This is a genomic window from Spirosoma montaniterrae (assembly GCF_001988955.1).
In the GTDB taxonomy this organism is placed as follows: Bacteria; Bacteroidota; Bacteroidia; order Cytophagales; family Spirosomataceae; genus Spirosoma; species Spirosoma montaniterrae.
Genome location: NZ_CP014263.1, coordinates 2,057,106 through 2,071,244 on the forward strand (window position 1 = coordinate 2,057,106; position 14,139 = coordinate 2,071,244).

General features: G+C 52.1%; 12 protein-coding genes. 4 read left to right on the forward strand and 8 right to left on the reverse strand.

Annotation, left to right across the window (positions count from 1 at the left end):
* Positions 1 to 64: 64 nt before the first annotated feature.
* Positions 65 to 1,453 (forward strand): ATP-dependent protease ATPase subunit HslU, encoded by a 1,389-nt coding sequence (gene hslU / locus AWR27_RS09010; protein WP_077130866.1) that lies wholly within the window; start codon positions 65 to 67, stop codon positions 1,451 to 1,453.
* 272 nt (positions 1,454 to 1,725) lie between these two features.
* Positions 1,726 to 2,277: an RNA polymerase sigma factor gene (locus AWR27_RS09015; protein ID WP_077130867.1), complete on the forward strand. Its 552-nt coding sequence runs from the start codon at positions 1,726 to 1,728 to the stop codon at positions 2,275 to 2,277.
* Positions 2,278 to 2,349: 72 nt separating this feature from the next.
* On the opposite strand, the gene AWR27_RS09020 is transcribed toward AWR27_RS09015, so the two are convergent.
* The 7 genes from AWR27_RS09020 to AWR27_RS09045 all read right to left on the reverse strand — a co-directional run bounded on the left by AWR27_RS09020 (position 2,350) and on the right by AWR27_RS09045 (position 9,745).
* Positions 2,350 to 2,955: a CAP domain-containing protein gene (locus AWR27_RS09020; RefSeq protein ID WP_077130868.1), complete on the reverse strand. Its 606-nt coding sequence runs from the start codon at positions 2,953 to 2,955 to the stop codon at positions 2,350 to 2,352.
* Between the two features lie 129 nt (positions 2,956 to 3,084).
* Positions 3,085 to 3,639 carry an RNA polymerase sigma factor gene (locus AWR27_RS09025; RefSeq protein ID WP_077130869.1) on the reverse strand — a complete coding sequence of 185 codons (555 nt, stop codon included), beginning with the start codon at positions 3,637 to 3,639 and terminating at the stop codon, positions 3,085 to 3,087.
* Positions 3,640 to 3,836: 197 nt separating this feature from the next.
* Positions 3,837 to 4,523 (reverse strand): LytR/AlgR family response regulator transcription factor, encoded by a 687-nt coding sequence (locus AWR27_RS09030; RefSeq protein WP_077130870.1) that lies wholly within the window; start codon positions 4,521 to 4,523, stop codon positions 3,837 to 3,839.
* 91 nt (positions 4,524 to 4,614) lie between these two features.
* On the reverse strand, positions 4,615 to 5,319 hold the full coding sequence (locus AWR27_RS09035; RefSeq protein WP_083732800.1) for a SanA/YdcF family protein: 705 nt from the start codon (positions 5,317 to 5,319) through the stop codon (positions 4,615 to 4,617).
* Positions 5,320 to 5,370: 51 nt separating this feature from the next.
* Positions 5,371 to 8,073 (reverse strand): DNA gyrase/topoisomerase IV subunit A, encoded by a 2,703-nt coding sequence (locus AWR27_RS09040; protein WP_077133899.1) that lies wholly within the window; start codon positions 8,071 to 8,073, stop codon positions 5,371 to 5,373.
* A 139-nt stretch (positions 8,074 to 8,212) separates the two neighbouring features.
* Positions 8,213 to 8,341: a hypothetical protein gene (locus AWR27_RS25965; protein ID WP_257788525.1), complete on the reverse strand. Its 129-nt coding sequence runs from the start codon at positions 8,339 to 8,341 to the stop codon at positions 8,213 to 8,215.
* A 21-nt stretch (positions 8,342 to 8,362) separates the two neighbouring features.
* On the reverse strand, positions 8,363 to 9,745 hold the full coding sequence (locus AWR27_RS09045; protein ID WP_077130871.1) for an OmpA family protein: 1,383 nt from the start codon (positions 9,743 to 9,745) through the stop codon (positions 8,363 to 8,365).
* Between the two features lie 227 nt (positions 9,746 to 9,972).
* Here AWR27_RS09045 and AWR27_RS09050 point away from each other — a divergent pair, with 227 nt between their 5' ends.
* Both AWR27_RS09050 and AWR27_RS09055 read left to right on the forward strand, forming a co-directional pair.
* Positions 9,973 to 11,955: a sensor histidine kinase gene (locus AWR27_RS09050; RefSeq protein WP_077130872.1), complete on the forward strand. Its 1,983-nt coding sequence runs from the start codon at positions 9,973 to 9,975 to the stop codon at positions 11,953 to 11,955.
* A complete protein-coding gene (locus tag AWR27_RS09055) occupies positions 11,952 to 12,710 on the forward strand; it encodes a LytR/AlgR family response regulator transcription factor (RefSeq protein ID WP_077130873.1) in 759 nt (252 codons plus the stop codon). Before AWR27_RS09050 ends, AWR27_RS09055 begins: the two co-directional genes overlap by 4 nt.
* A gap of 8 nt (positions 12,711 to 12,718) precedes the next feature.
* Here the strand turns inward: AWR27_RS09055 and AWR27_RS09060 are convergent, their stop codons facing one another.
* Positions 12,719 to 14,023, reverse strand: a complete 1,305-nt coding sequence (locus AWR27_RS09060) for an acetylxylan esterase (RefSeq protein WP_077130874.1) — start codon at positions 14,021 to 14,023, stop codon at positions 12,719 to 12,721.
* Positions 14,024 to 14,139 lie beyond the last annotated feature (116 nt).

Sequence of the window (14,139 nt, forward strand, 5' to 3'; positions counted from 1 at the left end):
TCGCACATTTTCCGGTTTATGATGTTTCTAAGCCGTAGCGACACCCAACGTCTCTAAAGAATCAATGACTGAAGTACTGAAAGACCTGACTCCCCGGCAGATTGTTGCCGAATTAGATCAATACATTATCGGGCAGCACGACGCCAAGCGTAACGTAGCTATTGCCCTGCGCAACCGCTGGCGTCGGATGAATGCTCCCGACGATATGCAGCGCGAAATCACGCCCAATAACATCCTGATGATTGGGGCCACGGGCGTTGGCAAAACCGAAATTGCCCGACGGCTCGCCAAACTGGCCGATGCGCCATTCATAAAAGTTGAAGCATCGAAATTTACCGAGGTCGGTTATGTGGGCCGCGACGTAGAAAGTATGGTGCGCGATTTAGTCGAGCAGGCTGTAAATATGGTTCGGGCCGCCAAGAAAGAAGCCGTAAAGGCACGGGCGCAGCAGGCTGTTGAAGATGCCATTCTCGACATTCTGATTCCGCCCGTTAAACCCGCCAACGGCCAACACGTTGGCTTTGAGACCATTCCTGCCGATTCGGATTCGGAGCTAAACGAGCGCACCCGCGAACGTTTCCGCGACAAAATCCGCTCCGGCGAAATGGACGACCGTAAAATCGACATCGACGTGCAGCAGAGTCAAATGCCCAGCATTGGCGTTATGGGCGGCTCGGTCGATGATTTGTCGATGATGAACATCCAGGAAATGATTGGCGGCATGATGCCCAAGCGCGGCAAAAAGCGCAAAGTGACCATTGCCGAGGCCCGCACAATTCTGCTCGAAGAAGAAGCCGCTAAACTCATCGATATGGACGAGGTGAAGGAAGAGGCCATTCGCAAAGCCGCCGACGCCGGGATTATTTTTATCGATGAAATCGACAAAGTAGCGTCGGCCCGGTCGGGCAACGGGGGCGGTGGTCCCGACGTTAGCCGCGAGGGCGTCCAGCGCGACCTGCTGCCGATTGTAGAAGGCAGTGCGGTGAATACAAAATACGGCGTCATTCATACCGACCATATCCTGTTTGTTGCTGCGGGCGCGTTTCACGTTGCCAAACCCAGCGACCTGATTCCCGAGTTGCAGGGACGTTTCCCCATTCGGGTAGAGCTGCAAAGCCTGTCGGAAGACGATTTCTATCAGATTTTAAAAGAACCTAAAAACGCGCTGACAAAGCAGTACGAAGCCATGTTGCAGGCCGAAAACGTGGGCCTGACCTTCAACGACGACGCCCTGCGCGAACTGGCCCGGATTGCCTTTGAGGTGAACGCCGAAATAGAAAACATCGGTGCCCGCCGTTTACAGACCGTGTTGAGTCATCTTATGAACGATTTCATGTTCGATATTCCCGACGTTATCGGTGCCAACGCTCACCTTGTGATTACTAAAGAAATGGTTAGTACCAAATTAAATGATTTGGTAAAAAACCGCGATATGAGCCAGTTTATTCTATAGGAAAGCTGTTATTCCTCAACGCGTATACAGCCGTCTAAGTGGTTATTTAGGCTACCGAATAGTAAATCTTGACACAAATGTTGGGTCAACGTAACTTAAGTTTTACTTAAACAAGCTACTTTACAAGTAGAAAATAAGCATTGGGGCAATCTGCCCCGCTGGCTAACGTTCACACACGTCACTTTTTTACTCCCGCCGATGCCTATGAAACAGCATTCCTGAACTAAATCTCAGGTCCTCTTTTGCCAACTCTCTACAACTCTAACCCAACAATGACGAATTACTATCAGCTTAAAGATGAGGAACTCATCCGAATGTATCTGCATACCCAGCAGAATAACTACTTCGAGACGCTGTATACTCGTTACGTTAGTAAAGTGTATCGCCGATGCTTATCGCTCACTAAAGATTCCAGCAAGGCCGAAGACTTTACGCACGACATCTTTCTGCGCGTGTATGGTAACCTGAGCAACTTTAAAGCTCATTCTACGTTCTCCACCTGGTTGTATTCTATCTCGTACAACTACTGCATGGATCAAATCCGTTATGCCCACCGAACCGCTACAATCGAACTTGAAGCTGAACATGAGCTTTTCTGGAACGATACCAGCGAACATGAGCACCTGGAGATGCAACTTCAGCAACTGAATCAGGCGATGGACGCTATCAGCCCTGAAGAAACGCAGTTACTACGCCTTAAATACGAAGATGGTCTTGATATTAAGGCCATCGCTACGCAATTTTCACTCAAAGATAGTGCAGTGAAGATGCGACTTAAACGCACTCGAGACAAAATCCGTCGATTATATAGACCGGTTGAATAAGCCTTTTCTACAATACATGGGCCAGTTAGCGATCTGCTGACTGGCCCATGTATTGTAGAAAAAGTGTGCGTTTTACCGACGCGTGCCAAAATTAGTTACCCAATAATGACGATACGTACTCCCTGCTGAATAAGCGTAGCCAACGCCGAGGTCTTTGAAATTAGCACTCATGATATTCCGGCAGTGCCCCGGCGACCGCAGCCAGCCATCGACCACTGCGCGGGTTGTTGTATAGCCTGCTGCAATATTTTCGCCAGCGGCCCGCCAAACGTACCCTTCGCGGGTCATACGATCCCAGGGTTGCGAACCGTCGCGCCCGGTATGGCTGAAGTAATTGTTGGTAGCCATGTCGAGCGCGTGCTTATCCGACGCGGCATTAAGTTGGGTGTTCAGCGAGAGTGCCGGTACAGCAGGGTACGTTGTTGTGCCACACTGACAGGGTTTGGAGCGGGCCTGATTGATGTACGTAAGAATCTCCTGCTGTTGTGTAGTCGATGCGGCTGCAACCCGCGCTCCGGTCAGGTCTGGCATGGCCGGGGCTGCCTCGCCCAACGACGAATTCTCGGCATGTACGGATGAGGCTACTGGCGCGGGTGTCTGATTCGTTTCCTGATCTGACTGGCAGGCCGTGGCAGTCCATAACAAGGCAGCAACGCCCAAAAGGTAATTAGATTTCATAGAAAGAAAAGCGCGTTTATTTGTTGATTAAACGGTATCTTTTCTTTCAGATTGTACAACATAGCCCAAAAATTCTTGTTTCTTATTTACCAATAATAAAAATCATTCACTAAAGGCCGCAACACTTGGCTAATCCTCCTGATACTGAAGCTTAAAATAGAGATAGCGGGCACGGTCACGAGCACGTTTGATGCGCATCTTCACCGCACTCGGGGTCAGATCCTGCTGTTCGGCAATGTCTTTGATTTGGTTCCCTTCCTTGTATTTAGCCAGCAACAACTCGCGTTGCTGACGCGATAGCCGGTCTAATATTTTCTCAACTAAACCTGCCTGAAGCCGGTCTGAATCCGGGTTTACTTCCTGAGCAGCACAAATGTCCCGAAAGTACATTTTGTACCGGAGTTGCTCCTGTTGTCGTTTCCGATTCTGATCGATACAGTAATTAACCGTTATAGCGTGCAGCCAGGTAGTAAACTGAGCATCGCCTTTAAAAGCGGGTAACTTATCGGCTAATCGAACAAAAATATCCTGAGCGAAATCTTCTGAATCGAAAACGCTTTCAGTATACGATAAACACCTTCGATAAACCCGGCAATAATGACGGGTATATAGTGCTGAATAATAACGATCATCAGCCGTTGTAATGTACAATGATACTAATTCGTGGTCGGTGAGGTGGGTCATTGCGGAATAGGATGTATATGCAACTTTTCAAAGTTACACACCAGGCACTTATCGTATCCAGTCGACCGCTGCTAACCAAACGAACACGCTAATTATCATATGAACAGCGAAAAAAAATAACAAACTCACTTCCTTGCCCGTCAGTATAGGCAACATAATAGCATCTGCCGCAATGCGCCAGCTACATTCAGCTTTATTTAACGCAGTGATTTTTCTACTTCCTGGCGATACTTCGCTCCAATAGGCAACTGATTTTTGTTTATCGTGATAAATCGAGCCGATATACGCATAACATTCTGCTTGGCGACAATATATGATTTATGAATACGTAGAAACGAACCTTCCGGTAATTGTGCGTGCAAATCCGACAAAAGTTCGCTGACAATCATAACGTCAGTAGGTGTATACACTTTACTAAATGCGCCAAATGCTTCTATAAATTGTATATCGTTGACAAGAATGCGAGTAAACTCCCGGCCCATCTTAAGAAAGATATACGGATTGCTCTCCACAACGGGGGTTTCTGACCGATGCCCAAGTGCCCGATCTACAGCCTTCACCAACCGCGCGAAGGTATACGGTTTAACAACATAGTCGGCAACGCCTACCTCAAAAGCAGCTATCGCATACGACGGATCGGCGGTTACGAGTATCACATTAGGGCGATGAGTGATTGATTCCAGAAATGCCAGCCCATTCATATCGGGCAGAGAGGCATCTAAGAAAAGCAAATTTATATCCCGATCAGCCAATATAGGCAGCGCATGCAACGGATTGGCAAACACACCTGTCACCGTTAAATACGGTAAGCGTTGAATATTTTGCTTAAGTATTGTCTGGTCGCTCGGATCGTCTTCTATGATAAGGGTATTATAGGTTTTCATATTTGTATGACGTACAACTATGGCAAAAGTAGCAGCAAAACCAACTTATTTAGCAGAAAAATGTCTTCTGACCCCCAGAATGCTATAGTCATTACGAATTTTTACTTTTCTCCCGATTCTCCTTTGTTGGCTGTGGCCTAAAAAAATAAACGTCTAATATAGCGTAAGGGCGAGCCAGATACTCACGCACCAACGTTCGCAGGGAGTACCCGTCGGGCACGTCCTGAGCCGCAAAAGCGATGGCTTCTACTCCTTCGTGGTTGCCAATGAATAACGCGCGGGCATTATGAAAGTTCTGCGAGATGATGGTGATTTTCTCCTGATTAAAAACGTCTTTACAGCGTACTACCGAATCGAACGTGCGAAATCCGGCATAATCAAGCGTCATTGCCGATGCCGGAATACCCAGTTTTACCAACGCCCGCTGCATATCTGCCGGTTCGTTGTAGTATTCAGAATCATTGTTTCCACTCAGTATCAGATATTTTACCTTGCCCTCTTTCCAAAGGCGGGCCGTTGCTTCCATACGATAGCGGAAAAACAGGTTTTCTTTACCCGACCGCACAAATTTACTCGTACCCAACACCAGCCCGACATCATTGGCAGGCAGTTCGTGAATATTAAAATAAATCTGATTACGGGTATTATATACGACCCACCAATTGCAGGCAAGAATCACCGTAGCCCCAAAAAAGGCTATGGCAATGCCTACTTTTATAGTCCGCTTGACTACGCGCACCCCGGCGGCTTCGCGGGGCGTCTCGTTTGAATAGTCGGTGGACAAGGTCGTGTGCATTAAGTAAATACCTTACAGACCCCATATTGAGCCTGTAAGGTGTAATGTCGGTTACGAAAATAATCCTAACTGTATCGGCTCAGCCGTTTCACTTTCTTCTGCTACCACGTTTACAATTGGCTCTATCTTCACCTCTTTCACCACTTTCGGCGCCAATAATTTAACTTCCTTTACCCGAGCGAACGGTAGTTTGTTGCCCAATGCTTTCCAGCCCCGCACTTCGATGAAACCTTCTGGTTCCAACACCATTTTCTCGATGGGAGCCCGATCTTTTACCTGATGCACCAGCTCGATGCGCGGATACCGGTCTGTTGTAACGGCCAGTGCTTTCGAGCCTTTCGCATCACCAATATAGCTAAATTTCTTATCCAGTGATGTCGTCTCTACTTTGAACCGCTTCACGTACCAGGCTTTCTGATTAGCTTCATAGTACACCGCCGACAGCACGGTTTCGGGATCAAATTTCATCAGCACGGCAATGTCGTTCGGCTCATATCGGTTGGTCAGGTCGAAGTTGGTCAGCTCGTACTGCCCGTCTTTATACACGACCAAGATGCTGTCTTTTGCATCGAAATTGCCGAGTAGTTTGCCCCGCTCATCGCGGTTGAGCCGCCCGAGGTGATCGTCATACCAGATGTCTACTCCACCCAGCGTGGAGGTTCCTGCCGTTTTCTGGGTAATCTTCCGAACCGGGTATTTGGTCAGGATATTGCCCTGCGCCGAACGATTCTTAATGCCAACTGTAGCGAAATCGAAGTCGAACTGCTTGATTTTGGCTGAACTCTGTGCGGTCAGGTTTACGGTAATTACCTCAGCCTCACCGTTGTCGTTGGCACTAAAATACGTGATCTTCGACTTCGGATTGCCCATTGTCAGGTCGTACTCGCGGTCACGCGTGACGCCCGTAATGGGGAATCGCTTCACCATCGTAATGCCCGATTTGGCGTCTAAGTAGGCCAGGTTATAAATCTTCCGCTCGTCGTTTTTCTTGAACACCGACACGTAAATGATGTCTTTGCCAACGAAAATCTTTTCCTGAATTTTCGTGACCACACATTTGCCATCGCGCCGGAATACAACGATGTCGTCTATGTCGGAACAGTCGGAAACGTACTCGTCTTTTTTCAGCCCGTAGCCAATAAACCCACCCTCCCGGTCGACATATAGTTTCTGGTTGGCAGCCGCTACCACGTTCGCGGCAATGGTATTGAAGGCCCGAATCTCCGTTTTGCGTTCGCGGCCTTTACCATACTTCTTTTGCAGGTCTTTATAATAGGCAATGGCGTATCGGGTAATGTTGGCTAAGTTGTCTGCTGTTTCGGTCAGATCCTGCTCCAGCTTCCGCATCAGCTCATCGGCCTTGAAACCGTCGTATTTCGAGATTCGCTTGATCTTGATTTCGGTGAGCCGAATCAGGTCGTCTTCCGTAATATCACGGTAAAACAGCTTCTTATGCGGTTTCAGTGCTTTGTCAATCGTCTGTAAAACAGCTTCAAACGTTTCACACTCCTCAATTTTGCGGTAGATGCGATTCTCGATAAAAATCTTTTCGAGCGAACTATACAGCAGCCGCTCCATTAGCTCACTACGCCGAATTTCGAGCTCCCGTTGCAGCAGATGCACTGTCTGATGCGTATTGACGCGCAAAATGTCGGTTACGCTCACAAAGTGTGGCTTGTCGCCAATAATGACGCAGGCATTGGGCGAAATACTGACTTCGCAGTCGGTAAAGGCGTAGAGCGCATCGATGGTTACGTCGGGCGAAACGCCGGGTTGCAGATGCACCAGAATTTCAACGTCTCTGGCCGTATTATCAACCACGGCGGCTACGTTGCGGCTGGGAGCTTTTATGCGGATTTTACCCAGTTCAGCGGCCTTGACAATGGAGTCGATCAACTGCGGGGTTGTTACGCCAAACGGCACGTCGCGGATGGCGAGTGTTTTTTTGTCGACTTCTTCAATTTTGGCCCGCACCCGCACTTTACCCCCCCGATGCCCGTCGTTGTAGTTGCTGACGTCGATATGCCCGCCGGTTTGAAAGTCGGGGAATAGCTGCACCGGCTTGTCTTTCAGAATCTGAATCGATGCCTCGATGAGTTCGTTGAAATTGTGGGGCAGAATCTTGGTCGAAAGCCCCACGGCGATGCCTTCTACACCCTGCGCCAGCAGCAGCGGAAACTTCACCGGCAGCGTGACCGGCTCTTTTTTGCGACCGTCGTAGCTGAGCTGCCACTCGGTAGTTTTATCATTATACACCGTGTCGAGCGCAAACTTCGACAGCCGTACTTCAATGTAACGCGGGGCCGCTGCACCGTCGCCCGTGCGCACGTCGCCCCAACTCCCCTGTGTATCGAACAGCAGTTCTTTCTGACCGATGTTAACGAGAGCTTCGCCGATGGACGCATCGCCATGGGGATGATACTGCATGGTTTGCCCGATCACGTTGGCTACTTTGTTGAAGCGGCCATCGTCCATTTCTCTGAGGGCGTGCAGAATCCGGCGTTGCACGGGTTTAAGACCGTCTTCAACGGCAGGCACGGCCCGTTCGAGAATGACATACGAAGCGTAATCGAGAAAGTAATTTTCGTAAAGCCCCGACACTACGGTTTGATCGTGCAGGACTTCTTCTGTTGGATGGGTTTGTTCATTAACCGGCTCCGGGGCGTCGGCGAGTTCGGCACCATCGGCGGGCAGAGCCGCGTCGGGTTGTAAAAGGTCGTCGTCTATCGGCTCGGAATTTTCGTCGTGCATCATGAATAGCAGCGGAACTTTTTCAGTGGACATTCAGGGCTTTTTCGCCCGGTCAATTCATAGCTATCGCTCCCTAAAGATACAAAAAAAAGGCGAAACCACGCAGTTTTCGCCTTTTTATCTACCAGACACGGGTAAGCCTTCATGAACACGCAGGCGGGCGAAATTCTGCCGATGCTCTTGCCAGAGTTGCCGCTGCGTAGGTTTGCATCCCGTCGCCAGCGGTCATTTCCACCAGTAGTTTGCCGTGTTCTTTCGATTGGGTAAACATGCGCTGGGCCTGTGTGCCTGACTACAACTTAATAAATTCAACCCGACGGTTGTTGGCTTTGCCCTCGGCGGTGGTGTTGGAGCCAACGGGCTGGCTTTCGCCCTTCCCATCGGTATCCATACGGCTGGCGTCGATGCCAAACTCTTTCGATAGCGCGGCCCTCACCGAATCGGCCCGGCGTTTGGAGAGGGCAAGATTGCTGGCGTCGTCACCATCGGCGTCGGTATGCCCAATGATTTTCACCTGCACACTCGCGTTCTCTTTCAGCACCGTCCCGATTTCTTTCAGCACCCCGTAAGATTCGGGTTTGATAGTAGCCGAGTTCACATCGAACAGAATGCCGGTCGTGCTGAATTTGCCCTCGGTGATGAGTTTACTGCGGGTATCGGGCGTACCTACAGCCACGCGCAGATTGCTGAGGTACCACGCCTGATTCTCGGTCGTAAAAAAGCCGCGTTCCAGCAACAGCCGGTAGGGGGTTGCCGGGTCGAAGGCGCGGGGAATGTCCCAGATTTTTGTTTCGTCAAGATAAACGCGCAGCCGGGTTTTCTGCCTCCATACCGACAATTTAACCGTTGGTTTTTTTCCGCTTACCCACTGATCCGTATACAGTTCGTTGGTCAGCCGCTCGGCATCGGCGGCATCCCAAGCCTTGACATAACTATACCCTTTATCGCCACCACCGGGGTGCAACTGCACCTGTACTGCATTGACCGTACCCGACTGAAGCAGGTTGGGATAGGCTTTGCTATCGAGAAACCACAGGGCCGTGCCAAGCATATTGTTATCCAGCCCCGGCGTAATAACCATGTTCATTTCCAGCGTGAAGTTTTCGGGCAATACCTTCAGAAATTCGGGATAGAGATAGCCGTTTTGAGTAACAGCCAGCCACTTGCCGGATTGCCCGTCGAGCGTTACCACTTCGCCACTGGCGTTGGTGTTCCATTTGGCCGGAAAATCGCCTACGGCATCCTGCGCGAAGTCTTCCACAGCCACTACCTTTTCGCCCGGCACAAAGTCGAACTTGCTGTAGGCTCTCAAACTACGGGGTTCGTCGGCCCTACTGGCGACCGGCTCTCTGCCTGCCCGCTGCCGGCCCGACGCTTTTTCGGGTGCATTCACCGTTTCGTTGGTTTCGGCTTCCGGCGTTGACTGATCGTAGGTATCATCGGCAGGTTTCTGGCTTCGGGGTTTCTTTTCTTTCTTCTTGAAAATAGTACCGATGCCTTCTTCGACTTTATCTAAGCCCCGGTTGATGCCCTGATCGATGCGGCCATTCACGCGGCCTTCCACGTTGCGTTCGGCGGTTTCTTTCGGGTCGTAAACACGCACCTGCGCCAGTGCCGCCGGGGCCGTCAGAACTACTGTCAGCACGACCACGCTCATAAGTCGGTTGTTCGTCATTTCTGTTTTTTTGCTACGTATAGTGAAATAATGACCCGAACGTAAGTAGGCTCGTGAACAGGCGGATAGCCTAACCAATCGGCAGGGCATTTGGGTCTATCGGCATCGGGTTTGAGTCAATGTTTCGTCAGCGTTTCGTCAACTGAAATCGCCTGTGCGTAGGCCGACATCCGTTCTGTGTTGATTGCCATTATTGAAAGTGAAGGCGTTTGTGTAGTATTGGCCCAATGAATAGACCGGGCATTTTCAGGAGTCTGCTTTGTGGCCTGTTGCTGGCGGGTTATGCGGCTATGGCCCTACCCGACACCATCCGGGTGCAGGAACTCGCCCGCCCGCTTTCGCTCTACAACCGGGCCACCCTGACACCTGCCCCGCTCAACGCCGACTGGCTTTTTGTGCGCACCCAGCCCGCTCAGCCCCTTCGGACCGGTTTGCTCACCACCGGGCAGCAGGCATACTGGCTGCACGTATGCCTACAAAACGATAGCCCCACAGCCCAAACCGTCTATTTGTCGAGTGCCAATAACCAGGTCGTCAGCGCGTTTGTGGAAACGTCGGCGCGGGTCGATTCGCTGCGATTTGGCACTATGATACCCGCAGCCGACTGGCCAACGCCCGAAAACGAACACTACGCGCCGTTGCGGCTTGCCCCGCGTCAGACCTGTTCGCTCTGGATTCAGATTGCACGGGCGCGGTCGGTGCTTGACCCGATCACGGCCTCACCCCTGCCCCGGCCCAGATTAGGTGTACTGCTGCTCAACGAACAGTCTTACAGACAGACTATTCTGTACGAACGGCAGCAAAACGCACCGGAGTTGCTGTACCGATCCTGGATACAGGGTGCCCTGCTGTTTTTTCTGCTGCTGGTGGTCCTGCTCTACAGCTACGACCGGCAGCGGCTGTATCTTTTCTACGGTCTGTACGTGCTGGCCGGGTGTTTGTACTCGCTGCTGAAAACGCGTTCATACACCCCGCTGGGCCACTGGTTCGGTCAGTTTCCGCTGGTAAAAGCCCATTTACTCGACCCCATTGTTTGGGCGGGCTGGGGAGCTTATCTGTACTTTCTAATTGAACTGCTCGACCTTAATCGAATCCACCCGGTGGTGAGTAGCCGGATGCGGTGGTGCGCCCGCGTGGCCGTTGTTTACAGCACACTCTATGCCGGTTTATTGATACTCACCAACGACGAAGGACTTCAGCAACTCGGATACTGGTTCAACCGGGGCGTGTTTATTGGAGCGCACGTCTGGATACTCGGCTGGGTAGCCCGCGCCGTGCCGTCGATACTGACGCGCTACGTGCTGATTGGCAATGCGCTGCTGACGGGCATCGGCATATTGGCCTCGCTCCGGGCGGGTGGTATCATTCTGCGCGATACGACCATGCCGGGCTACGTTGATAACCTGCTGATGTTGCCGCTGGGAATTCTGCTCGAAATCATCGTATTTGGCATAGCAATGGCCCACCGCATCCGGCTCATCGACCGCGAACGGCAGGCCAGTCAAACAGCTTACATTGAGGAAATAGAACAGCGAACGGCCTACGAAAAACGGCTGGCCGAGGTTGAAATGCTGGCCCTGCGAAGCCAGATGAACCCCCATTTTCTGTTCAACAGCCTGAACACCATCGAGTATTTTGTGCTGAAGGGCGACGAAGAGAAAGCGTCGCGCTACCTGTCGAATTTTTCGCGACTGCTGCGGCTCATTCTCAACCACTCGAACGAAGACACCGTTCGGCTGTCGGAAGAACTGACGGGGCTGCGGCTCTACCTCGAGCTGGAAGCAACCCGGTTTGGCGACGAATTTCAATACAGTATCGAAACCAACACGGCCATTGACCAGGATGAGGTGCTGCTGCCACCGTTGCTGTTACAGCCTTTCGTTGAAAATGCCATCTGGCACGGCCTGCGCCAGAGTAAGCGGCCCGACAAACGGCTGTGGGTTCGGTTGCTGGTACAGGACGCCCAAACGCTGCGGTTCGAGATTGAAGACAACGGCATTGGCCGACAGCGGGCCGCCGACCTCAAAAGCCGCTCAGCCTCGGCCCGAAAGTCGTATGGCATGGCAATTACGCAGCAGCGCATCGAACTCTTCAACCGCAATTACCCCTCACAACTCGACGTGCAGTTACTTGATTTAGAAGGCAATGAACAAACCGGCACACTCGTTCGGATGACCTACCGGCTGGCCCTGTCGCTTCAGAAACCATGAAAGTTATCTTACTTGACGACGAAAAGCTTGCTACCGAACTGTTGGCACTGAAGCTCCGGAAACTCGGCATGGGCGTAGAGATTATAGCGCAGTTCAACCAGCCCGAAGTTGCCTTAGAAACGCTCCGCACCACGCCGTTCGACCTGCTGTTTCTCGACATCGAAATGCCGCGTCTGAACGGCTTCGACCTGCTCGCTCAGCTCGACCCGTTTTCGTTCGACGTTATTTTTACCACCGCCTACGACCAATACGCCATTCGGGCCTTTCGGTACAGTGCGCTGAGTTATCTGCTCAAGCCGATTCGGGAAGACGAACTCCGTGAGGTGATTGTTCGGTGGCAGCAGCGCAGTGTGCGGCAGTTGCATCAAGCCCAGTTGAGCCTGTTGCGCGAGCAGTATCAGACGCCCACAACCGCGCCCCGCAGCCGTATTGCCCTGCCTACCAACGAGGGCCACGCCATTGTTGAAATTGCCGACATCGTTCGCTGCATGGCCGATGCCAGCTACACGCACATCTACCTGACCAACAATCGAACGCTGCTGATTTGCCGCACCCTGAAAGAAGTAGAACAGGCTCTCGATACCAGCGGCTTCGTCCGAACCCATCACTCGCACCTCATCAACCCAGCTTACTTAACCAAAATTGTGCGGCAGGATGGCGGCTATCTGCTCATGGCCGACGGGGCGCAGGTGCCCGTCACCAAACTCAAACGCGACTGGTTACTGGAGCAAATTGGTGGTATCGAACGCACCTGACCAGTCGACTACCGTTCGCCTTTGAGCCGGGCCACCAGCCAGTTGTTCATGCGTTCGACCTGTTCGGGGTAAGTCCAGTGGCCGGTGTCGAGCGACAGGTCGAGTGTTTTGGGCGCGGCAATCACGTTGTAGGCGGCATACATCGACGTGGGCGGGCAGGTTTCGTCGCTGAAGCCCCACGAATAATAACCCGGCACGCTGACTAAGCGGGCAAAATTCACAACGTCGTAATACCCAACGGTTTTGATTTTTTCGGGTTTGTTATTGAACGCCAGCGCACTGCCCGTAAACAGGTGCGGCCACCCGCCAGCCCGCCCGTTCAGGTAGCCCGTTACGTCGGCTAAAGCCGGGTAATACGCGCCGAGCCATTTCACACGACTGTCTAACCCCGCCGTGATAATCGATAACGCCCCACCCTGACTGCCGCCCGTTACGGCGAGGTTCTGCCCGTCGTACTGCGGCAAAGTCGTCAGAAAGTCGATGGCCCGCACGCAGCCAAGATAGACCCGCTTGTAATAATAACGGTCGCGGTCGTCGAGGTTGATGTTCTGGTAGTTCTGGAGCGGCCCGGCCTGCAGGTTTACGTACACCGACGGGTCCATGTTGACCGGGATGCCGTGAATGCCGATTTCGAGCGTAATAATGCCCTTTTCAGCCATCGCTACGTCGCCGTTGTAGGGTCGGATACCCGCACCCGGCACTTTCAGCAGGGCGGGGTACTTGCCCTCGGCTTTGGGAACGCACAAGATGCCGAACAGCCGGGCCTTCGCGTTGTTCCAGACGGGTTCGGCATGATTCTGAATGTTTACGTGATAGACATTGACGGTGGCCGTGCAGCGGTCGGGCAGCAGCGTTAGTTTGGCGTCGAGCGGCACCGTAGCGAGGTCGGCTTTAGCTTTATCCCAGAACGCCTGAAAGTCGGCGGGGTTTTCAACGGTGGGCTTAATGGTCAGCGGCTCGAAGCCCGCCGTTGCCATGCTGCGGTACTCTTTACCATTGACTTCTGCTGTGGCCGTGCAGCGCAGAAACCCGCCCGTCCGCATCGTACCGCCGTCGAGCATGAGGGTACCATCGCGCAGGGTAGTTGTTTCTTTTTTGGTGGGGTCCATCTTTTCCGGCCCCAGTTCGTAGCGGACTTTAGCTCCTTTCAGCAGCACGTTGTTCTGGTAAACGGCTACTGTAAACCGCGCCGGCTCGCCGAGTTTATAGAGCCAGTCGGCCCGGTCGGGCGAAACGATGACTTTAACGGGCTGCTGCGCCGGTTGGGCCAGCAGATGGGTGGTAAGAAAAAGAAGAAGGAGCAGTTTTTTCATAGGACTATCACGGCGTACTGACCGAGATTCAAAGCCGCTCCCACCCGAAAGTTACTTGCTGCCAGCTCATTGGCTAAGGCCGTGAAGCCGCCCCATCCTACCCTTTAATCAATTCG

Excerpts from the sequence above, each read along its gene's own strand:
- hslU (WP_077130866.1), top strand. The coding sequence starts at position 65 with ATGACTGAAGTACTGAAAGACCTGACTCCCCGGCAGATTGTTGCCGAA.
- AWR27_RS09015 (WP_077130867.1), top strand. The coding sequence starts at position 1,726 with ATGACGAATTACTATCAGCTTAAAGATGAGGAACTCATCCGAATGTAT.
- AWR27_RS09020 (WP_077130868.1), bottom strand. The coding sequence starts at position 2,955 with ATGAAATCTAATTACCTTTTGGGCGTTGCTGCCTTGTTATGGACTGCC.
- AWR27_RS09025 (WP_077130869.1), bottom strand. The coding sequence starts at position 3,639 with ATGACCCACCTCACCGACCACGAATTAGTATCATTGTACATTACAACG.
- AWR27_RS09030 (WP_077130870.1), bottom strand. The coding sequence starts at position 4,523 with ATGAAAACCTATAATACCCTTATCATAGAAGACGATCCGAGCGACCAG.
- AWR27_RS09035 (WP_083732800.1), bottom strand. The coding sequence starts at position 5,319 with ATGCACACGACCTTGTCCACCGACTATTCAAACGAGACGCCCCGCGAA.
- AWR27_RS09040 (WP_077133899.1), bottom strand. The coding sequence starts at position 8,073 with ATGATGCACGACGAAAATTCCGAGCCGATAGACGACGACCTTTTACAA.
- AWR27_RS25965 (WP_257788525.1), bottom strand. The coding sequence starts at position 8,341 with ATGTTTACCCAATCGAAAGAACACGGCAAACTACTGGTGGAAATGACC.
- AWR27_RS09045 (WP_077130871.1), bottom strand. The coding sequence starts at position 9,745 with ATGACGAACAACCGACTTATGAGCGTGGTCGTGCTGACAGTAGTTCTG.
- AWR27_RS09050 (WP_077130872.1), top strand. The coding sequence starts at position 9,973 with ATGAATAGACCGGGCATTTTCAGGAGTCTGCTTTGTGGCCTGTTGCTG.
- AWR27_RS09055 (WP_077130873.1), top strand. The coding sequence starts at position 11,952 with ATGAAAGTTATCTTACTTGACGACGAAAAGCTTGCTACCGAACTGTTG.
- AWR27_RS09060 (WP_077130874.1), bottom strand. The coding sequence starts at position 14,023 with ATGAAAAAACTGCTCCTTCTTCTTTTTCTTACCACCCATCTGCTGGCC.